Origin of the sequence: Collinsella sp. AM17-1 (assembly GCF_003470665.1) — a bacterium.
Classification (GTDB): domain Bacteria; phylum Actinomycetota; class Coriobacteriia; order Coriobacteriales; family Coriobacteriaceae; genus Collinsella.
Genome location: NZ_QRJZ01000004.1, coordinates 21,380 through 42,425 on the forward strand (window position 1 = coordinate 21,380; position 21,046 = coordinate 42,425).

General features: G+C 61.5%; 14 protein-coding genes. 12 read left to right on the forward strand and 2 right to left on the reverse strand.

All coding sequences use genetic code 11. The features are described from left to right. The first annotated feature begins 103 nt into the window (after positions 1-103). The 5 genes from DW195_RS03210 to DW195_RS03230 all read left to right on the forward strand — a co-directional run bounded on the left by DW195_RS03210 (position 104) and on the right by DW195_RS03230 (position 8,789). Positions 104-1,465 (forward strand): PTS transporter subunit EIIC, encoded by a 1,362-nt coding sequence (locus tag DW195_RS03210; protein ID WP_117806567.1) that lies wholly within the window; start codon positions 104-106, stop codon positions 1,463-1,465. 140 nt (positions 1,466-1,605) lie between these two features. Then, positions 1,606-3,831 (forward strand): beta-glucosidase BglX, encoded by a 2,226-nt coding sequence (bglX, locus tag DW195_RS03215; RefSeq protein ID WP_118205842.1) that lies wholly within the window; start codon positions 1,606-1,608, stop codon positions 3,829-3,831. Positions 3,832-3,935: 104 nt separating this feature from the next. Next, the gene (locus DW195_RS03220) at positions 3,936-5,390 is read left to right on the forward strand and encodes a family 43 glycosylhydrolase (RefSeq protein WP_118205843.1); all 1,455 of its coding nucleotides are present in this window, start codon (positions 3,936-3,938) and stop codon (positions 5,388-5,390) included. 122 nt (positions 5,391-5,512) lie between these two features. Next, on the forward strand, positions 5,513-7,111 hold the full coding sequence (locus DW195_RS03225) for a beta-galactosidase (RefSeq protein WP_118205844.1): 1,599 nt from the start codon (positions 5,513-5,515) through the stop codon (positions 7,109-7,111). 247 nt (positions 7,112-7,358) lie between these two features. Then, the gene (locus DW195_RS03230; protein ID WP_118205845.1) at positions 7,359-8,789 is read left to right on the forward strand and encodes a 6-phospho-beta-glucosidase; all 1,431 of its coding nucleotides are present in this window, start codon (positions 7,359-7,361) and stop codon (positions 8,787-8,789) included. A gap of 262 nt (positions 8,790-9,051) precedes the next feature. Here the strand turns inward: DW195_RS03230 and DW195_RS03235 are convergent, their stop codons facing one another. Beyond that, complete coding sequence (locus tag DW195_RS03235; protein ID WP_118205846.1) at positions 9,052-10,563, reverse strand: nucleoside hydrolase-like domain-containing protein; 1,512 nt, start codon at positions 10,561-10,563, stop codon at positions 9,052-9,054. Positions 10,564-10,829: 266 nt separating this feature from the next. After that, positions 10,830-12,167, reverse strand: coding sequence for a prolyl oligopeptidase family serine peptidase (locus DW195_RS03240; protein ID WP_099432500.1), 1,338 nt, complete (start codon positions 12,165-12,167; stop codon positions 10,830-10,832). Positions 12,168-12,657: 490 nt separating this feature from the next. On the opposite strand from DW195_RS03240, the gene DW195_RS03245 reads away from it, so the two are divergent. The 7 genes from DW195_RS03245 to DW195_RS03275 all read left to right on the forward strand — a co-directional run bounded on the left by DW195_RS03245 (position 12,658) and on the right by DW195_RS03275 (position 21,043). After that, a complete protein-coding gene (locus DW195_RS03245) occupies positions 12,658-14,085 on the forward strand; it encodes a PTS transporter subunit EIIC (RefSeq protein WP_117634539.1) in 1,428 nt (475 codons plus the stop codon). 208 nt (positions 14,086-14,293) lie between these two features. Further along, positions 14,294-15,607 carry a DUF4038 domain-containing protein gene (locus DW195_RS03250; RefSeq protein WP_118205847.1) on the forward strand — a complete coding sequence of 438 codons (1,314 nt, stop codon included), beginning with the start codon at positions 14,294-14,296 and terminating at the stop codon, positions 15,605-15,607. 107 nt (positions 15,608-15,714) lie between these two features. Further along, on the forward strand, positions 15,715-15,903 hold the full coding sequence (locus DW195_RS10655; protein WP_118205848.1) for a DUF5605 domain-containing protein: 189 nt from the start codon (positions 15,715-15,717) through the stop codon (positions 15,901-15,903). A 114-nt stretch (positions 15,904-16,017) separates the two neighbouring features. Next, on the forward strand, positions 16,018-16,929 hold the full coding sequence (locus tag DW195_RS03260) for an ROK family protein (RefSeq protein ID WP_118205849.1): 912 nt from the start codon (positions 16,018-16,020) through the stop codon (positions 16,927-16,929). 394 nt (positions 16,930-17,323) lie between these two features. Beyond that, on the forward strand, positions 17,324-18,868 hold the full coding sequence (locus DW195_RS03265; protein WP_158567889.1) for a helix-turn-helix transcriptional regulator: 1,545 nt from the start codon (positions 17,324-17,326) through the stop codon (positions 18,866-18,868). Positions 18,869-19,013: 145 nt separating this feature from the next. Further along, entirely contained in the window at positions 19,014-19,463 is a 450-nt protein-coding gene (locus DW195_RS03270) for a hypothetical protein (protein ID WP_118205851.1), read from the forward strand. 20 nt (positions 19,464-19,483) lie between these two features. Then, entirely contained in the window at positions 19,484-21,043 is a 1,560-nt protein-coding gene (locus DW195_RS03275) for a zinc ribbon domain-containing protein (protein ID WP_158567890.1), read from the forward strand. The last annotated feature ends 3 nt before the right edge of the window (positions 21,044-21,046 follow it).

Consider the following 21,046-nt stretch of genomic DNA (forward strand, 5'->3'; position numbering starts at 1 on the left):
TTGCGTCGGCAGACATCGCGGCATCGCCGCGCAACCTGCTGTTAAGCTCCAAGGCGCCGGGGCTGCAGATATCTTTGTAACGAGTGAAACAAGGAGGTTTCACATGGCACGCGATTACGAGGCTCTCGCCCGTACCATCGTTGAACTCGTCGGTGGCGAGGACAACGTCAAGTCCGTCACCCACTGCATTACCCGTTTGCGCTTTACCCTCAACGACGAGAAGAAGGCCCAGACCGAGAAGCTCAACCAGACCGAGGGCGTTATCTCCGTTCTAGTGGCCGCCGGTCAGTACCAGATTGTTATCGGCAATCACGTTACCGACGTGTATGACGCCCTGCCCAAGGTTTCCAACATCCAGCTTGGCGGCGAGGTCGAGGACGAGGCCGGTGGCAGCATCGTCAACCGCGCCATCCAGCTCATCAGCGGCATCTTTATGCCGATGCTTCCCGCCATGTCCGCCGCCGGCCTTCTCAAGGCCTTTGTGATCATGGCCAACTCCTTTGGTTGGCTCGCGGCCGAGTCCACCACCTACCAGCTGCTTTACGCCATCGGCGACGGCGTGTTCTACTTCATGCCGGTCTTCCTTGCCCGCACTGCGGCCAAGAAGTTCAAGTGCAACGACTGGACGGCCATGGCCATCGCCGTTGCGCTGTGCTACCCCACGCTCTCCACGCTCTTTAGCGCCGGCGACCCGGTTGACCTCTTTGGCATCCCGGTAACGCTCATCAGCTACACGAGCTCGGTTATCCCCATCATCTTTGCCGTGTACGCGCAGTCCTGGATCGAGAAGGGCCTCAATAAGGTCGTCCCCGATATCCTCAAGGGCTTGATCGTTCCCGTCGTGACCCTCGTCGTGGCCACTGCGCTCACCCTCTACATCATCGGCCCCGTCACCGACTTCATCGGTGGTCTCATCGCTAACGGCCTGGTTTCCCTGCTTGAGGTTGCCCCGCTGCCCGCAGGCTTCCTCATCGGTCTGCTTTGGCCCTGCCTCATCATCTTTGGTATGCACTGGGCCTTTATCCCCATCATCCAGATGAACATCGGTATGCTCGGCTATGACGTCATCCTGCCCATTACCGTCGGCACCAACTTTGCCATGGGTTTCGCGGTCCTTGCCATCTTCCTCAAGACCAAGAACACCGAGCTCAAGGAGCTCGCCGGCGCTGCCGCCATCTCTGCGCTCCTCGCCGGCATCACCGAGCCCGCCATCTACGGCGCCGTCCTCAAGTACAAGCGCCCGTTTGTGATCGCAATCGTCTCTTGCGGCATCTGCGGTGCCATTGCTGCCACTTTTGGCCTGCACCAGCCCGCGCTCATGACCACCTCGCTCATCACCATCCCGGCCATCATCGGCTCGGTGGGTATGGAGGACGTCATCGCGCTCGCCGTCGCCTCCGTCCTCACCTTTGTGGGCACGCTGACCTTCGGCTTCAACGACGACATGATCCTCGAGAACAACTAGTTCTGGGAAACCGGCGTCTTTGGACGCCAGCACACGGGGCGCGGCGCCAGATGCGCCCCGTGTGCCCTTATGGGAGGGCGCTGACCCCTACACGAATCCGGCGTCCTCCCATAAGGGCACACAACAGAAACGAGGTAGCCATGAAGCAATCCGAGCTCGTTGACCTTTTGGGGCGTATGACCCTGCGCGAGAAGATCGGGCAGTTGGTGCAGCTTGACGGTGGGTGCTTTGGCACCGATGCCGTAGCGGTTGGTCCGCGTGCCAAGCTGGGCGTGACGCAAGAAGATGTTGACGTATGCGGCAGCGTGCTCAACGTGTTGGGCGCCGAGGAAGTGCATCGTATCCAAGATGCATATCTTGAGCGCAGCCGTCTTAAGATCCCGCTCGTCTTTATGGCCGATGTGATCTATGGCTATCAAACCTGCTATCCAATCCCCCTGGGCCTGGGAGCCACGTGGGACCCAGAGCTTATCCGCGAGGATTACAACCTTATTGCCGAAGAGGCCGTGGCCGATGGCTGCATGGTGACCTTTAGCCCGCCGGTGGACGTGGTGCGCGATGCCCGTTGGGGTCGCTGCCTGGAGATGCCGGGCGAGGATCCGTACCTAAGCAGCCGCTTCGCTCGCGCGATGGTCGAGGGCTTTAAGGGTGACGGTACGCCGCAGAAGAGCTTGGCCAGCTGCGTCAAACACTTTGCGGGCTATGGTGCGCCCGAGGCGGGTCGCGAGTACAACACAGTGGATATGAGCGAGTGGCGCCTGCGCAACGAGTACCTGCCTCCGTACCGTGCGGCGGTCGAGGCTGGTTGCGATTTGGTGATGACGAGCTTCAACACCATCGATGGCATCCCCGCCACGGCAAACCGCTGGCTCATGCACGACGTGTTGCGCGACGAGTGGGGCTTTGACGGTCCCATCATCACCGATTACGCGGCGATCGACGAGCTCAGGGCACACGGTGTGGCGGCAAACCGTCGCGAGGCGGCCAAGCTCGCCATGAATGCCACCGTGGACATCGACATGAAGACGCCCTGCTACGCACATGAGCTTGAGGCCCTCATCGAAACGGGTGAGGTTTCGCTCGAGCAGATCGATACCGCCTGCATGCGCGTGCTCGAGCTCAAGAACAGACTCGGTCTGTTTGAGGACCCGTATCGTACGTGCTCGCCCGAGCGCCGTACGGAGGTCACGTGCACGCCGGAGCGTCTTGAGAGCGCGCGTAAAACGTGCGACGAGGCCCTCGTGCTCCTTAAAAACGAAGGTGGGCTGCTACCGCTTACGACCGGGGGCAACGCTCCGTGCGTGGCGCTCATCGGCCCCTATGCCAACAGCCGAGACATCATCGGCATGTGGGCGATTCATGCCGATAAAACTCATTCCGTAACGCTTGCCGAGGCATTTGCCGAGGTATTGGGCGACGACGGCTTTGCGTGGGCCCAAGGCTGTCCCACGCTCGACGACTACAGCGAGCTTGGGGAGTTTGGCAAGATTCCCGCGTTCGGTGCGCCGACGGGCGAGGGCGCGGATCTAGAGACGATGGCTGCCGAGGCGCTCGAGCTGGCCGCATCGAGCGACGTGGTGGTCATGGCGCTCGGAGAACACATGCTGCAGAGCGGTGAGGGCGGAGCGCGTACGGACATTACCATACCGGCTCCGCAGAAGCGCCTGCTCAAGCGCGTGCGCGCGCTCGGCAAGCCTGTGGTGCTTGTGCTCTTTAACGGGCGTCCTCTTTCCCTCACTGACGTGATCGATGATTGCGATGCAATCGTAGAGGCGTGGTTCCCCGGTACGGCTGGTGGGCGTTCGGTAGCCGACGTGCTCTTTGGAACGGTCAATCCGAGCGGCAGGCTCACGGTGAGCTTCCCACATAACGTGGGCCAGGAGCCGCTCTACTATGCGCAGTTCTCCACCGGACGTCCCGCTAAGACATCAACGCATAGCGGTCGCTTTGTGAGCCGCTATATGGACTGCCCTAACGATGCGATGTTCCCCTTTGGCTACGGACTCTCGTATCATACGGCGCGCTACGATAACCTGCGCCTGAGTGCGGACGAGCTTACGGCGGACGGTGTCCTCGAGGTCTCAATCGACGTGACCAATGAGGGCGATATTGCTGGTACTGAGGTCGTGCAGCTCTATATCCACGACAAGGTGGCAACGCGCGTGCGCCCCATGCTCGAACTGCGTGACTTTGCGCGTGTTGAGCTTGCGCCGCGTGAGCGCCGCACGGTGACGTTTATCCTGCGCGAGGAGGCTCTGCGTTTTTGGACGCCCGAGCACGGCTGGGCAAGCGAGCCCGGCGCGTTTGAGGTCATGGCGGGGCCTAACAGCCGCGACCTGTTGGTGGGGGAGTTCGAGCTCGTCTAGCTGCATTTGCTTAACGAATGGTGCACGCGGTGCGCGGCAGGCGTTCGGTCTTGTCGCCGGCGTCCGTCCGGTACCGCGCCCGATATCGATAGGAGGGGTCTGACATGGCTCATATCGCAACCAATCCGTATCTGCCGGGATGGGAGTATATCCCCGATGGCGAACCGCATGTCTTTGGTGACCGAGTCTACGTGTATGGAAGCCATGACGCACCCGAGGGCACCGCATACTGCCCGGGTGACTACGTGTGCTGGTCAGCTCCGGTGGACGATCTGGGCTCCTGGACGTTTGAGGGGACCATCTGGCGCAAAGAGGATGACCCGGCCAATGTCGATCGAACCGGGTACGGCGCGCCCGATGTGTGCCGGGGTGCCGACGGGCGGTTCTATCTGTATTACTTCACGCTAAGCATGACGAGCGGTTGCATCATGTCGGTCGCCGTGTGCGATGAGCCGGCGGGACGCTACCGCTATCTGGGCCCTATTGCCAAGCCCGACGGCTCGCCGTTTGCGGGCGAGGAGGGCTGGGGTATGCCCTTTGACCCGGCAGTCCTTCCCTGCGGGGACGGGGGTTGCTGGCTCTACTATGGGTTTGGCGCCAAGAAGCCGAGCTCGCGCATGCCCGCATGTTCCATGGAGGGCGGCTACGTGGTGCGGCTCGGCGCCGATATGCGCACGATGGCTGCGGCACCCAAGCATCTGGCTCCGGCAGTGACGCAGGCGGCGGACACGGGTTTTGAAGGGCATGCCTTCTTTGAGGCCTCGAGCATCCGCGTGCTCGACGGGCGCTACTACTTTGTCTACTCGAGCGAAAACGGACATGAGCTCTGCTGGGCCACGATGCCAACGCCGGAAGGTCCGGTAACCTACGGCGGCGTGCTCGTTTCCAACGGCGATGTGGGCCTGCCCGGGCACGAGGCCGAGGGCGCCGCTGTGATGGACCTGGGCAACAACCATGGCGGCATGGCGCGCATTGCCGGGCGCGACTACATCTTCTATCACCGTCATACGCACGGTGCGCAGCACGCGCGCCAGGGGTGCGCTGAGCCCATCGAGATTGCTTCCGATGGACATATCGAACAAGTAGAGATAACGAGCTGTGGGCTCAATGGCGGAGCGCTTCCTTGCGGGCGCGCGTACCCGGCGAGTATTTGCTGCTACTTGGTGGGGCCGGCCGGCGCGGTTCACTATTCCGGCAATCTGGAAATCGCCGATAACCATCCGGTGATTACCCAGGAAGTCGATGCGGGCTGTGTGACTTCGGCACGTACCCATGTGGCCAACCTCTGCGATGGAGCGGGCGTGGGCTACAAATACCTGGCGTTTTCCGGTGCGGAGCGCACGGTGGAGCTCGAGGTGCGCGGGGATCTTGCCGGTGTGGTGAGTGTACGCTTGGACGCGCCGGATGGCGCTGAGTTGACGCGCGTCGAGCTCGTGCCAGGCGAGGGCTGGTGCACGGTGGTCGCATCCCTGACGAAGACCGTTGCCGGTGACCATGCACTCTACCTGGCTATCGAGGGCGTCGGTTCGGTCGATCTCGCCTCGTTTGCCGTCCTTTAACCCATCTCCCATCGGAGGGGCGGGCTCGCACGGACGACAGGTAGGCCCTGGTCGCGCGTCCGGTGCTCTCAACACGGCTCGGCCCTCAGGGGGTTGAAACAAAACGGAAGAATGGAGTTGCCATGGCGGAGATTCCGCAGTTGTACACCTGTGCTGGCGGCGGGCAACGCCTGATGGTGGACGGCCGGCCCTATACGCTGTTTGCGGGCGAGTGCCATAACTCCGCCTCGGGTGGGCGCCGCGCTTTTGCGGATGCTCTCGATCGCGCGCGGGCGCTCGGTATGAATACCGTGCTCGCCCCGGTTACCTGGGAGCTTTTGGAGCCCGCAGAGGGCGAGTTTGACTTTGGCCAAGTGGACATGATGCTCGAGCTTGCCCGCGAGCGCGGGCTGCACCTGGGCGTGCTGTGGTTTGGCGCGTACAAAAATGCGCAGTGCTACTATGCGCCCGCGTGGGTCAAACGCGATATCGAGCGTTTTCGCCGTGCGCAGATGGTGCCTGGGCAGAACAAGGTTCGCTATGCCGAGTTCCATAACTTTGAGATCACGGCGCTTTCGCTCTATTGCGAGGAGACGCGCGCGGCGGATGCCGGCGCCTACGCGGCTTTGATGGCGCACCTGCGCGAGGTGGATGCGCAAGATCATACGGTGATACTCGTGCAGGTAGAAAACGAGTGCGGCCAGATGGTCGCGGCACGTGAGCACTCGCCTTGGGCGGATGCCGCCTTTGCGGAGAGCGTGCCTACGGAGCTGATCGAGGCGCTTGCGGCCGATCCTACCTCCCTGGCGTCTGAGCTTGCGGAAGCCCTTGAAGCGGGCGCCGGCTCTGGTTCGTGGGAACAGGTTTTTGGCGAGCATGCCGAGGAGATGTTTACCACCTACCACATGGCTCGCTACGTGGAGACGGTCGCCGCAGCGGGCCGCGCCGAGCATCCGCTGCCCACGGCCTGCAATTGCTGGCTCGACAAGGGTCACAAGCCTGGGCGCTTTCCCACGGGCGGTCCCAACCTGCGCGTGATGGGCGTGTGGAAGCATGCCGCCCCGAGCATCGACATGCTGGGCCCCGATATCTACATCCCGGCGTTTTGCAAGGTCTGCGACGGATATGCGTGCGAGGACAACCCGCTCTTTATCCCCGAGACCGCGACGCACGCCTACGCCGCCGCGCGCCAGGTCTGGGCGGTGGCCCATCACCATGCCCTGTGCTTCGCTCCTTTTGGCTACGAGGAGATGGGCGAGCCCTTTGGCGATTCGGCGGGTATTCTCTTTGGCATGGATACGAGCGACCCCGCTTTGCTCACGCCTCAGGACCGGGAGGAATATGCGGAGGTCACGCGTGGGCTGGCTCAGTTATTTGAACTTGCCGAGGACGATGCCGCGTACGCGACGCTCGATGCCGTGACGAGTGAGGTGGCAGCCGAGGGCCTGCTCGATATGGGTTCCATAGCAATTAAGGTGAGCTTTGATGAGGGTGCCCTGCCCGGTGCGTGTGCGGCCCTTCGCGCCGCCGACGGCGCCGTGTACCTGCTTGCGCTTCGTTGCGGCTTGGCGCTCGAGTCGCACGCGGCGGGTGAGCCGCATGTGGATGTGGCGTCGCTCGAGACGGGGACCGTTGAGAACGGCGCGTGGGTGCGCGACTGCCGTCTCAACGGCGACGAGGTCGCCATTATGCGCTATAGCTCTCCCGTGCTTCTTCGTTTGGAGGCCATCACGTACGCTTAGCCGCAGTCATTGCCGCCCGGCCCCTCACTTCCTTTCCTTCCCGGGGACGGGTTCCTGTGGAGGAAAAACTTCGAGAGGCGAACCTGTTGCCAGGGGAGGAAGCGAGGTATCAGGAAGTGTCAGTCGCTGCGGGCGGATGAGGCCGTTGGGGCGAAAAGAAGTGTCGGCCTGCGTCGTTGCCGTTGAGTAGCGCGCTGCTTACGGGGATACTGAAACCACGACAAACAGCGTGTGAAAGGATTGATGCATGGCTTTCCGTAAAGACTTCCTGTGGGGCGGCGCGACGGCTGCCAACCAGTGCGAGGGCGCTTACGACGTGGATGGCCGCGGCCTGGCCAACGTGGACGTGGCGCCGCACGGCCCCGAGCGCTATGCGGTGGTCTCCGGCCAGCGCAAGATGCTCGACTTCGAGGACGGCTATTACTACCCCGCGCAGACCGGCATCGATTTCTATCACCACTACAAGGAGGACATCGCCCTCTTTGCCGAGATGGGCTTTAAGACCTTCCGCATGAGCCTGGCCTGGACCCGCATCTTCCCCAACGGCGACGAGACTGAGCCCAACGAGGCCGGCCTGGCCTTCTACGAGGACGTGTTCCGCGAGTGTCAGGCGCACGGCATTGAGCCGCTCGTGACCATCACGCACTTCGACTGCCCGATCCACCTTATCAAGGAGTACGGCGGCTGGCGCAACCGCAAGCTCATCGACTTCTACAAGAACCTCGCGACCACGATCTTCACCCGCTACAAGGGTCTGGTGAAGTACTGGCTTACCTTCAACGAGATCAATATGATCCTGCACCTGCCGTTTATGGGTGCCGGTCTGGTCTTTGAGGAGGGCGAGAACAAGGAGGCCGTCGAGTACCTGGCCGCCCACAACGAGCTCGTCGCCAGCGCTTGGGCAACCAAGATCGCTCACGAGATCGACCCTGAGGTCAAGATCGGTTGCATGCTTGCCGCAGGTAGCTACTACCCCTACAGCTGCCGTCCGGACGATGTGCGCCAGGCGCAGATTGACAACCAGAGCAACTATTTCTTCGTCGACGTTCAGAGCCGCGGCTACTACCCGGCCTATGCCGTCAAGAAGCTCGAGCGTTTGGGCATCGATGTGGGCATGACGGATGAGGACCGCGAGATCCTGGCCGCCAACACCGTCGACTTCATCAGCTTTAGCTATTACAGCGCCCGTTGCTCCGCCGGTGCCGATAACCCCGATGTCGAGCGCACCCAGGGCAACGCCTTCGCCGGCGCCAAGAACCCCTACCTGCAGGAGAGCCAGTGGGGCTGGGCCATCGATCCGCTGGGCTTCCGCATCACCCTCAACGACCTGTACGACCGTTATCAGAAGCCGCTGTTTGTGGTCGAGAACGGTCTGGGCGCCAAGGACGTTGTCGAGGAGGATGGCTCCATCAACGACGACTACCGTATCGACTACCTGCGCCAGCATATCGCCGCGATGCGCGATGCGGTGACCGAGGACGGCGTTGACCTGCTGGGCTACACCACCTGGGGCCCGATCGACCTGGTGTCTGCCGGCACGGGCGAGATGTCCAAGCGCTACGGCTTTATCTATGTCGACCGCGATGATGCGGGCAACGGAACCCTCAAGCGTTCCAAAAAGAAGAGCTTCGACTGGTACAAACACGTCATCGAGACGAACGGCGAGGACCTGGCCTAAGGCTTCTCAACAACCATAGCCTCCTAACCAAAACGCCCGGCGAGCAGTTAATGCCCGCCGGGCGTTTTGTTAAGAAGTGAAAGCACTCATTGGGGACGTACTTAAATGAGTACCCGTAGAATGAGAGTGGATAATCTCCCGTTTTTGGCCTGTTTGTGGGCTCAAAGTGGGAGATTATCCACTCTCGTCATTTGGGTGTCCAAAAATCCCCGCTCGTTTGGCGCCTGGGGACACTCTTTGTCGAATGTGGGCGTTGCCCTTGCTACGCCACGGTTACGGCGACCTGGGCGTAGCGGCTGCAGGGGCGCTCGGCGCGCGTCTGGACGGTGAGGGTGAGCACGAAGCGGTCGCCGGGTCGTGCGTCGGCGGGCACGATGAAAGCGGCGTCCATCGCGCATTCTTGCCACAGCGACAGATCCTGGGCACCTGCATAGCTCGACGGGTCTACGGCGACATCCCAATGCGCATCGAAACCCTTGTCGTCGGGGTCGATGACGGTCGCCGTGAGGGCAATGCGCTCGCCGGCTGCGGCGCTGCAGTCGGCCGTGACATCGACAACATGCGCCGGATGCGAGCAGATGGTCGGATCATGGGCGCACCATTGCGCACGGACGGCAAAGTCTTCCTGATAGGCACGCAGATAGGGATTGAGATTGTCGTCTGAGGGCGTGCTGATGGAGGCAAAACCGTCAGGTGCACTCGCGTCGGGGTGCCCATCAAGAAACATGCGGCCGAGCAGCGTATCGAAGTCGCGGTCGTCGATACCGCGCAGGCCAAACGGCAGCAGCGGAATATAGGTCATGCTGTCGCCTTCGGCCATAAAATCGCCGCGCTCAAACTGAACTGCGGGCACGCCTTCCAGGCCCCAATCCAGGCGGGCATGCTTACCAAATTGGAAGCGCTCGGGCTCGTTTTCGTAGATCTTGCCGTCGCCATAGAGCATATAGCGTGCCATGAGGGGTCCGTTGCCCTGCGTGAGATTCCGCTCAGGCCAAGGAGCCTTAAACAGCGGCAGCGTATCGGGCTGAGCTGTTTTGGCGTCGAAATAGTTGCCATACATATAGGGCGTACGCCAAAAGATGAGCTTGGGAAAGAGCTCACGTCCATGGTCGAGCCACGAGTTGTCCTGCCCCACGCCATCGGCAACGCCCATCACGCGCACCTTCTGATAGACCCGCTGCTGCACGGCGGGCCACTCGGGCGTGGCACGATAACGTTCGGCAATGCTCATGAGGGCACGAACGATAGTATTCATGCCACCCCAGCTGAGCAACCACAGCGTGCGCGGGTCATCGTCCATGATGGCATCGGCGATGACGTGAGACCCTTCAGTCTCCTCGCGCACATCACCCTCAAAGGCAACATTTCCCACAAAGGTGCGCTCGATCATCTGGGCGGGCGTGGGAAACGGCGGCTCACCGGCAGCGGCCGCATTTGCCTGCAACTGCGGCCAAGCCTGGGCATATTCATTGCTCCAGAGGCTCTCAATCCAATGCTCGGGAAACGGACGATACTCACGAAGCTCGCCGGCTAGCGGATCGGGCTCATGAGGCACAACAGCCCACTCATAAGAGCGCCGCCCTTTGGTCCGCCAATGCGAATTCACCTCGCCGAGCGTATGAACCCCATCCCCAAGAAAGTGATACTGCGAAGCCGTATACACCACAGCCTGAACATCAAGCAAGTTGAGATACAGAGCCAAATGAACAAGCGAGTTCATATCATCGACTTCCATATCAGTGGTAACAATCACTCGAGTCAACTTCTGGGACATAGGAACAGCTCCAATCAAAATCAATTCAGCCAGTTACGCGCAAGGCAAGACGGGACCCACGCCCCCATCGCCCGCGACCCGGCGGCCCGCCGGAAGCGGCCGACCAGCGTTTCGAACAACGTTAACTTAGGGGGCTCTGACCTTTAGTTGTGTAAACATTCCGCAGCGCGAGCCCCGCTTATCCGATGCTCCGAAGGAGCAGGATAAGCGGGGCTCATGCGCGAGGACGTTTACAAAACTAAAGGTCAGAGCCCCCGATGGGATGGTTACCTCGAAACCCTGGCCGACCACTCCCAGCAGCCCACTGGCTCGCCGTCGATGAGTACGTTGCCTCCGTCGAAGTCTTGATAACACAGGTCGTTGAATTGGTGGATCCACACGCCGTGGTTGAACGTCTTTTTGGCCGAGCCGTCGGCTTCGCGATACACGCCGGTCAGGTCTTCGACATGGCTAAAGTAGGTGAGATGCACGTTGGCGCCGGCACCGCGCAGGCGCGCGAACAGCGGCAGCACGGTCTGTTGCGGGTGCACGAGCTCGTCGCCCTTGGAGTGCGTAAACCACAGCGGCGTCTTGGCGAGCGCGGCCACGTCCTCGTCCGTGGCGTTGTACCACGGGGCGCAGCAGGGAAGGCCCGCGGCGAAGAAATCGGGGTAGTCGGCGCACAGGCGCAGGGTCATAAAGCCGCCGTTGGAAAGACCGGCGACCACGATGCGGTCGGTGTCGATGCGGTCGGCATGCTCGGCGACAAACTCGTCGATAAGCGCCTTGAGCACGGAGGAGTAGATGCTCTGGTTGGAGCGACCGAGTTGCTCGACGCCGTTGTCCATCCAAAACGTGGGCGACTGCGGCACGAGCACCCAGGCAAAGCCGCCAAAGTAGCGCTGGATCTGCGCCTGGCTAATGGCCGTCACGCGGTTGCCGATATAGGCGCGCGTAGCGCCTTCGCCTTGCGTGGCGCCCTTGCCCTCGCCGGCGCCGTGCAGATACACCACGAGCGGTGCCTTTTGGGGCACGACCGTCGCCTCGGGCGCAAAGGGGTTGAAGCATGCCGAGTCTTCGGCCTTAAAGCTGGGCTCAAAGAAGCCGTATTCGAGCGCGATGCCGTCGACGGCGGTCTTTTGCGTGGCGTTGCTCCAACCTTTGAGCGCGGGGCAGATATCGCCACGGCAGGTGTCGAAGACCAGGCCGCAGGTGGGATCGTCGCCGTCGTTGCCGGGAAGAGCTGTGAGCTGCGTGATGCGCAGCTGGTCATCGAGCATGCGCGAGCCCATGACGCCGCCTTCGATGGTCTTGGTCAGGCGCTGCTCGGCGACCTCGAGCGCCACATGGGTGCCCACGGCGAGCTTACGTCCGTTCTCGTCGCACGGATATGCGGCGAGAATGTCGATGTAACCCACGGAGGGCGCGGCATGGTCGGCGCCGCGCTCCTTGCGCATCAGAACCTCGCCCGAGCGCTCGTGACGCTCTACATATATATGGAAGGTGTTCGCGTCGATGTCGTTGGCGCGCACGGTGCAGGGCAGGTCGAGTACGACCTTGCTGATCCAGGGGCCAAAGTCGCCCAAGGTGGTGACGGTTGCGTAGGTACACAATTTGAGCTCCATGAGCTGCCTCCCTTACGCCGCGAATGCCTGGCATCTGCGGCAATACAAACTAAACATGTTTAGTGTAATCTAGAATTGAAGAATAACCAGATGAACTCGGTAAACGGCAAAATTGAACACGTCGTGAACTACTAAACATATGTTTACTAGCTTCTAGCAGGGATTCTGTTGATGAGTTAACAGATCAGTGAGGTGTTCATCAAAATAAAATCCCACGTAAATGGCTATATATCAATAGATGGTCAAAGAGACCATTTCCCGCCATTCAAATACGTTCACCCCCGATTTCCTACCGTTCACCGGACTGTAGACGGCAAAATTGCCATAAATTCGGCGCTCCGTGTAAACTAAAGCCCGTAAACGTTCAGTAAACACCTTGTTTACAAAAGCGTATCCAAGGGTCCGGCAACCGTAAGGGGTTATAGTCGCCGGGCCAAAGGCGTGCCTAAGCCCAAGGGGGCTGGCACACGAAGATATGGGGAGGGGTCCCATGGCAGTAGATAACAAGCAGATTGCCACCGATGTCCTCGAGCTCGTGGGCGGTGCGGAGAATGTTTCCGTCGCCACCAACTGCATGACGCGCCTGCGTCTGACGCTCAAGGACAACAACAAGGCCGACGTGGAGAAGATCAAGAAGGTCAAGGGTGTTCTGGGATGCCAGTTCGCCGGCAGCCAGCTCCAGGTCATCATCGGCCAGAACGTGCCCAAGGTGCTCGCCGAGTTCGTCGCCATCTCCGGCGTCAAGCAGGGTGCCGCCGTCGACGAGAACCTCGATGCTTCCAAGCAGAAGTTCGAGCTCAAGAACCTGCCGAACATCATCCTTGACTATCTGTCGGGCTCCATGACCCAGCTCATCCCGCTGCTCATGGCCGGCGGTCTGTTCCGTACCATCGCGGCCGTCCTCGGCCCCACCATGCTCGGTGTGCTCTCGGCCGACGACCCGACCTATACGTTCCTCTACACCACGCTGTACGAGGCCACGTTCACCTTTATCCCCATCTACCTGGGTTATGCCGCGGCTAAGAAGCTCGGCGCCAGCCCCGTGCTCGGCATGCTGCTCGGTGGCGCCCTCATGGCTCCTTCCGTGGTGAGCGTCGCCACTCAGGAGGGCGGCGGAATCATCTCCGTCTACGGCATCCAGATCGCCGCTGCCAACTATCAGCAGTCCGTCCTGCCGATCATCCTTTCGGTGCCCGTCCTCTACTTCATCGAGAAGTTCTTTAAGAAGGTCATGCCCGACGTGCTCTCCACGGTCTTCACGCCGTTCTGCACCATGATCGTCACCATCCCCATCGCCTTCATCGTCCTCGCCCCGATCGGCAACGAGATCGGTACGCTGATCGCTAACGCCCTCTTCGGCCTTGCTGACCTTGGCGGCATCGGTATCCTGATCGTCATGGCCGTCCTCGGTGCCTTCTGGCAGCTCTTCGTGGTCTGCGGCATGCACATGCCCGTCATCCTGCTCGCTCAGGTTCAGATCATCGCCGCCGGCTACGATCCCTTCGTCTTCGTTTCCACCAACTGCGCTATGGCCGCTGTCTGGGGCTGCGCCTTCGGTGCCTTCCTCAAGATGAAGAACCCCGACGAGAAGTCCCTTGCCATCGGTTACGTCATCTCCGCCATCGCCGGCGGCGTTACCGAGCCTGCGCTCTTCGGTATCCTCATGCGCTTCCGTCGCACCATGCTCGGCATGTTCATCGGCGGTGCCATCGGCGCTGTGTTCTCCGGCCTCATGGGTGTTACCTACTACCTCGCAGGCGGTGCGTCCAACTTCCTGGTCTTCACCAACTACCTGCAGGGTGGCCAGATGAACACCGTCTGGGCTATCGTTGGTATGGCAATCTCCTTTGTCATCGCCGCTGCCGTCGTCTTTGCCTGCGGCTTCTCCAAGGAGGAACTCGCCGAGATGGAGGCCTAAGGCCACACCGTTCGGTCACATATGACCTCACCTACACGACAGGGCCCCGTCAGGCGTAAGCCCGGCGGGGCCCTTCTTGCAAGGTAGACTGATGGGGCGGGCGGGATTCGCCCGCGAGGGGTTGCCAAGCGGCAGGGGCTTTCGCACGGGGTTACCGCGAAAGCCCCCGACGGTTCGCAAATCCTTTATCAAACGAAAGGACATGCAGATGAGTTTGGGAAAGCTGACCGTCAACGGTCGCCAGGACGGCTTTTTGTGCGAGGGCAAACCGTTCTTCTGGTTTGCCGATACGTGCTGGAGCGCATTTACGAGCATTGCCGAGGATGACTGGGACTACTACCTGACCCGCCGTGCCGAGCAGGGCATGAATGTGCTGCAGATCAACACGCTGCCGCAGTGGGATCGCTGCTGCCCCGACCTGGGCATTTGGCCCTATGCCAGCGAGGACGGCGTGCACTTTGATTGGTCCCGTCCCAACCAGGCATATTGGGACCGCGCCGCCGCCATGTGCCGTGCTGCCGTCGAGCACGGCATCCGCCCGGCGCTCGTGCTTATGTGGTGCAACTACGTGCCCGGTACCTGGGGTGCCAAGATCGCCGAGCGTTGCGGCGCCGAGGTTATGCCGCGTGAGGAGGTCCGTGCCCACGTTGCCCGCGTCGTCGAGAACCTGGGCGAGTTCGACCCCGTCTACGTGGTGACGGGCGATACCGACTTTGCCGGCGACGAGGCGATCGCCTATTACGAGGACGCGCTCGACGAGGTCGTCAAGCGCGCGCCCGAGGCGCTGCGCACCATGCATATCAACCGCGCCAATCGCACCATTCCGGCGCAGTATCTGGACCGTCTGGACTTTTATATGTTCCAGCCCGGCCACAACTACGAGGGCCAGCCCGAGGCATGGCGTCTGCCGCAGGACTTTATCGCCAACTACCCTAAAAAGCCGATGGTCAACTCTGAGCCTTGTTACGAGCAGATGGGTGCGTCGCGCAATGTGTACTGGCGCTTCACCGCGCAGGATTGCCGCGCGAGCGTATGGTCGTCGATTCTTGCCGGCGCCAGTGCCGGCGTAACTTACGGCGCACACGGCGTTTGGAACTGGCAGACATCGCGCAGCCAAGGCTCGGTGCTGGGCGAGGGCTTCGACATGCCGTTCCGCTGGCAAGAGTGCCTGCAGTTTGCGGGCGTGTGGGACTTTGGCGCGATTGAGCATGTGCTTGCCGGCTTGGGTGCCACGGCTGCCGACGACGCGCTTGCCGTGGTTCCGGCGCAGGAGCTCCTCGATGACGCGCGCGAGGCCATTCGTGTGGCGCGCGTTGGCGATCGCGTCGTCACGTACCTGCCGCGCACCACGGCGCTCAAGTTTAAGCTCGACGGCGCGCGCGGCTGGACGGCGACGGTCCTCGACATGGAGGACAAGCGCATCGCCAAGCTGCCCGTCCGCGATAACGGTGACGGCACCGTGCGCGTGGCTCAGCATCCCTTTGAGCACGACGCTCTGGTGATCCTGGCCCCCGGGCGCTAACGGCTCTTCTCCAACATTTACAACCCAGTCCCTTTCATTAGGCTGCGACGGAATGGTTCCTGCATGACGGCTTTAAGCTGCCAAGGGGAGCCATTCCGCCACGCTCATTGGGGACGTACTTAAATGAGTGGTCTCGTGAGTTTGAGGGCGAGTCGGGCGCTCGATACAAGGTGAGTGTCGTGGACACATGGGGCATGACGGAGGAGGAGCTTCCCGGAACCTTTGAGGGCAAGTTCCGCATCGATCTCCCAAGTAAGCAGTATATGATGCTTCGCCTGACCAAATTAGAGGTGTAAAACAGAGATAATCGGCTCCGGGCGTGACTTGCTGCACGACCATCGCAGGGGGGGGGTAGCCCCTGTGATGGTCGCGGCGATGCGCGTCCGGGGCTACGCTTGTAAGGAGTGAACATGCAGGAGTTTTTTGGAATCGATGTGGGCGGTACGGCCGTTAAATGGGCTGTGCTGGGCGAGGATTTTTCCATCCGCGAGCGCGGAAGCCTGCCGACGGGCTTTACCACGGCTGAGGAGACGGTCGCGGCGCTGATCTCGCTCGTCGAGCCGTATCGCGAGCGCGTGAGCGCCGTGGGCGTGAGTGCGCCCGGCGGCATCTACGAGGGAGATGTCACAGGAACGATCCATCGCGGTGGTGCGCTCACGTTTATGGATGGCTGTCCGCTCGGAAAGCTCATGCGCGAGGCACTGGGGGTGCCGATTGCCGTCAATAACGACGGTAAGTGCTGTGCACTCGGTGAGTATGCGGCTGGCGCTCTGCGCGGGACGCGTTTTGGCGTGGTGCTCGCTATCGGCACGGGCATCGGCGGCGGTATCGTCATCGACGGCAAGGTCCTGCGCGGCGCGCACTGCTTTGCAGGCGAGTTCAGCTTCTTGCGCAACGATGTCACGACTGCCGCGAACATGGGAAACTCCTTTGCCGATTCGGGCGGTTGGCGTGCGCTCCGCGATGCTGCCGTTGCTGAGAAGGGCCCGCCTGTGGGTTCTCCGGTGGACGGCCGCCGCGTCTTTGAGTGGATCGCGAGTGGTGACATGGCGGCGCAGCGCGCACTCGACCGCTACGCTCGCGCCTTTGACGGACAGCTCATCAACCTGCAGGCCGTGCTCGACCCCGAGGTCTTTGTGATCGCAGGCGGCATCTCGTGCCATCCCGAGCTCGTTGATGCCCTGCGTGCGCAGATGCCGCTGGCCCTCGCGAGTTACGAAGGGACCCTTTCCGGCATCCCTGTGCCGCAGATAAAGGCGGCCGAGCTCGGCAACGACGCCAACCTTTACGGTGCCGTCCAGGAGGCCATACGCCTGGTGTAGCGCATTGGACATAATCATTGGGGACGTTCTTGTTTGACTAGTCGTTTAAGAACGTCCCCAATGACTACCCAACATTTACAACCCAGTCCCTTTCATTAGGCTGCGACGGAATGGTTCCTGCATGACGGCTTTAAGCTGCCAAGGGGAGCCATTCCGTCGCACCCTTTGTTTACTCATTGGGGACGTACTTAAATGAGTGCTTAAATGAGTGGCAGTTGGGGACACTCCTTGCCGAGCTAGAGACCGCGCGCCCCTTCTGGGTCATGCGGCTCAAAATCGCGGCGTCATGCGGACGGCTGGGGTCGAATTTGCAACATTTCGAACTTGGCTTCGATATTGAGATTGGTTCTTTATTAAAATGGTGTTCCGGACAACAAAGCGGGTGGGGGTTACCATGAGGGACCTGGGAGACACAACCGCATATTTGCGCCGGGGCATGCGGGAGATTCTGTGCCTAGCGCTGTTCTTCTTCACGTTTTTGGCGTGCGAGTATTTCTTTGATGCGCGCATGGCCGAGTTCGTGCCATCGAGTGAGGTCGTCATCTACGAGAGCATCGTTGTCGGCGCGAGCGTGATTGGCTTTTTCGTGCGCCCATTTCTGTACTATCGCCGTCCCCAGACGATCGATGCGACGAGCGATATTACGGGCGTGCTGTTGGTATCGGCGTTGCTGCTGATGATTATGGCAGTGCGGTTTGAGGTAGTAATTGCCGGCGGCCTGGTGGCGTGCTGCGCCCTGGGCTATTGCGGATCGACCGCCCATGCCAATCTTGCGCGGCGTTTTGCGCAGACGCCCTGCCTGGCGCGCACCGTGGCGGTTTCCTATGCTGTGGGCATTTTGGTGCAGGTGCTCAACCATATGGTGATGCCTGCGGGCATTCCCCAGCAGTCTGTTCTCATTGCCTGTGCGATTGCGCTGGTGGGGCTGCTTCACGGTGTCCGCCGCGCTAAATTGCGTGATGAGCCTGCGCCCGAGTTCGAGGTCGAGATTGCCGAGCTATCGGTCGATGCGTCGGAGCGTGGCGCCAGGTGGCACGATGACCCCGAGGCAAAGGCGGCCTTTCAGGGTGCCGTGGTGCGTCTGACGGTGGCGACCGCTTGCCTCACCGGCGTGTTCGCGGCCCTCAATGCCGGCCTTACGACCTCGCATGCCGCTGGCGCTATCGATCTGGGCGACTGGCCGCGCTTGCTGCTGGTTGTGAGCGCCCTTGCCGCCGGCGTCCTGTATGACCTGCGTGGGCGTTCGTATATGAATATCATCATGACGTGCGCCGCCATGCTGTCCACGCTCTCGTTCTTTGTACTTATCACCGATGGCAACGGTGGCAACACGCTTGCCGCCACGATTATCTTTTACCTTGGCACGGGCTTTTTCGTGGTGTTCTTCACCGCGAAGTTCGCCGCGATTTCGATGTATGCCCGCTGGGCGTATCTGTGGCCGTGCATGGGCCGTGTTATCAACAACGTTTGCTCGATGCTCGTGACGGCTCCGGCGGTGGCGATTATCTCGAGTCAAAACGTGCTGGCGGCAGTGAGCGTCGTGCTCGTGCTGTTTGTCGGCATCGCGATTTCGCTGTTGGGACAGTTTGGACAAGACGGTGAGGGCGAGGCGACGCGCGGCAGGCTGGCGCTTGCCACCGACGATCTTGGCGTGAGCTGTGAGCCCGGCCAGGCCGACACGGTGCCCCTGGAGGCGCCGGAGCTTTCGTTTGACAATCGGCTCGATGGCTTCGTTGCCGCCTTTGGGCTCACCAAGCGCGAGCGCGATGTTCTGGAGGCACTGGTCGTTTCGGACGATAGCGTGCAGGACGTGGCGGCGGCACTCTTCCTTTCGCGTTCCACGCTCTATCGCCACATCGCTTCGATCAACAAAAAGACCGGTGCCTCTTCGCGCGTAGCCCTCATCAACTTCTTCTGGTCCTGGACACCCCAAGACTAGCTAACCACCACAAAGGGGACAGGCACCTTTGTGGTGGTTTTTTACCTGCAAAAATATGAATATGAGACATTTGTCACCTGCCGTTTTGGTGCCCAAAGGCATATGAATGTGATGCTGAGCAGAGCAGAACGGAGGGGGTGCACCTATGGCGTCTCGGGGTTGCGCGTCTAATAAAATTGCGGGCGCGCTTATCGCCGTGGTGGTCTTTGCCGCGGCGGTGACACTCATGCGAGTTTACGTTGCCGGCGACCATGGCGCTCAGGGGAAGACTGCCGCGCAAGTGTCGCTCAACGACTGCGCTGCCGTTCCGGTGGCGGTCAAGCTTATCGAGGACGGGGAGGCGCGGACGGTCTATGAGACCGACGATGCCGAACTGGTCGCATCGACTTTTGCCGCGCTCGATGGCTGCACCGTGGGGGATGCGGTGGATGAGCGGATGAGCGATGCCGGCCGAACGCTCGTCTTTGTCTATACGGATGGCTCGGAGCAATCGGTAGAACTTGAGGGCAAAAACATCGTGCTCGATAAGACGGCGTATCGACTTAACGGTGCCGATGAGTTATGGCGGCAGCTTGCCGCGATCAAAAACAGCTAACGAAATTAGGGATGTACGGGATGAGTGACTTGAGATTCTGCCCGGCGTGTGGGGCGCAGCTGCCTCGGGTCGCCGGCGTGCCGGTGCGATTTTGCCCGGGGTGCGGCGTCCGACTTGAGGGCGTTGTGGGCTACTCGGGCGCCGTGGGGGCTACAGATGGGGCGACTGCCGATGGCGATGCGGACGAAGGCGGCGACCCGAGCGTGGACGCGCCGGCCGATGCGCCGGTGGAGACTGCCGGCGTCGCGTCGTCTCGTGACGCGGCCACGACGGATACGCCTCACATCGGTGACCTTGAGCTTCATGCCGCATGCGATACCTCTGGCGGGCAGGCGCTCGCGCAGGTAGCGCTGCCGCGGGGCTGGCATATCGAAGAAGCGCATCTTGAGCGCAGCGGCAGTTTCGACTGCCCGATTTCGGTTGGCGTGACGGCGGCGGGTCCGATGGGTGAGCGGATTATGTACCGCTCCGAGCTCTGCTACGTGGATGCGGGCGCCGTTGCCAAGCGTATCCCCACGCAAACCGAGCACAAGGCGTTTATGCACGTGGAGGCAGCTTGCGACGAGCTGGCTCAGGCCTGCGCGGCACAGCTGGGCGCACGGGCGGAGGTTGTGGCCGAGCAACCGTACCCATCGAGCGCGGCGGTCGATATCGAGCGCGAACGTGCCCGCGTAAAGCGCGAGGCGGCAAACGAATTTGCGATTCAGGGCTTTTCGATGGAGCCGAGCAATGTGATCTATGAGTGCCGCATGCGTCGATATCGGCTCGCGGGCGCCCCAGTGTCCACCGAACTCGCGGTGGCGGCCAAAGTCGAGGGCTATGTGGCCTCGATCGGCGGCGTCGCGGGCTCTATGGGTAAAGGCATTGCCGCTGGGGCCGAGACGCTGCTGGGCGCGGGCCTTTCGAGTGGGCTGATCGGCGGTGTTTTGGGCAAGCGCCTGCGCGAGCGCCAGGCGGCGGCAGCGGCGGGACAGGGCGTCGCGCAAGAACAGCCCACGGGTCGAGACGGTTGCCCGGACGGAGCGTCGTTCGAGCTGGGCGCGGCCGACCTGCTGCAGTGGCGTATCAGGGACAGCTTCTGTTTGGTTGCGCCAGAAGGTCGCCTGGACGAGGCAGCCACCACGGCGCTTGCATCAATGGCGTCGACTCTGCGGCTCAATCCGGCGATTGCACGCGAAGCGTCAGCTCAAAAGCAACAGATGGTGCTTGAGCAGCGCCAACGCACGCAGATGAACATTGCCCAGCAGCAACAGCAGTTTGCAGCCTGGCAACAGATGCATGCCTCGCAACAGGCGGCGTTCGACAGCTACCAGCAGGCGTGGTTCGATCGCAGCGACCGTCAGCACGCCGCGAATATGGCTGCCAGCACCGCCAATTTTTCCAGCGCGGGCGTAGGCACGGGTGCGGCCTCGTATTCCGATGCCATTCGCGGGGTCAACCATTACGCCAGACCCGACGGCACCGATGTCGAGGTCTCGGTGATGGCCGACCAGGCCTGGGTCAACGGTTCGGGCGATGTGATCGGTACACGCGATGGCTTTGAACCCGGTTTTGGCTGGACGGAGCTGCCTCGTCAATAGCGT

Coding starts and splice junctions, on each gene's coding strand:
- DW195_RS03210 (WP_117806567.1), top strand. CDS start 104: ATGGCACGCGATTACGAGGCTCTCGCCCGTACCATCGTTGAACTCGTC.
- bglX (WP_118205842.1), top strand. CDS start 1,606: ATGAAGCAATCCGAGCTCGTTGACCTTTTGGGGCGTATGACCCTGCGC.
- DW195_RS03220 (WP_118205843.1), top strand. CDS start 3,936: ATGGCTCATATCGCAACCAATCCGTATCTGCCGGGATGGGAGTATATC.
- DW195_RS03225 (WP_118205844.1), top strand. CDS start 5,513: ATGGCGGAGATTCCGCAGTTGTACACCTGTGCTGGCGGCGGGCAACGC.
- DW195_RS03230 (WP_118205845.1), top strand. CDS start 7,359: ATGGCTTTCCGTAAAGACTTCCTGTGGGGCGGCGCGACGGCTGCCAAC.
- DW195_RS03235 (WP_118205846.1), bottom strand. CDS start 10,563: ATGTCCCAGAAGTTGACTCGAGTGATTGTTACCACTGATATGGAAGTC.
- DW195_RS03240 (WP_099432500.1), bottom strand. CDS start 12,167: ATGGAGCTCAAATTGTGTACCTACGCAACCGTCACCACCTTGGGCGAC.
- DW195_RS03245 (WP_117634539.1), top strand. CDS start 12,658: ATGGCAGTAGATAACAAGCAGATTGCCACCGATGTCCTCGAGCTCGTG.
- DW195_RS03250 (WP_118205847.1), top strand. CDS start 14,294: ATGAGTTTGGGAAAGCTGACCGTCAACGGTCGCCAGGACGGCTTTTTG.
- DW195_RS03260 (WP_118205849.1), top strand. CDS start 16,018: ATGCAGGAGTTTTTTGGAATCGATGTGGGCGGTACGGCCGTTAAATGG.
- DW195_RS03265 (WP_158567889.1), top strand. CDS start 17,324: ATGAGGGACCTGGGAGACACAACCGCATATTTGCGCCGGGGCATGCGG.
- DW195_RS03270 (WP_118205851.1), top strand. CDS start 19,014: ATGGCGTCTCGGGGTTGCGCGTCTAATAAAATTGCGGGCGCGCTTATC.
- DW195_RS03275 (WP_158567890.1), top strand. CDS start 19,484: ATGAGTGACTTGAGATTCTGCCCGGCGTGTGGGGCGCAGCTGCCTCGG.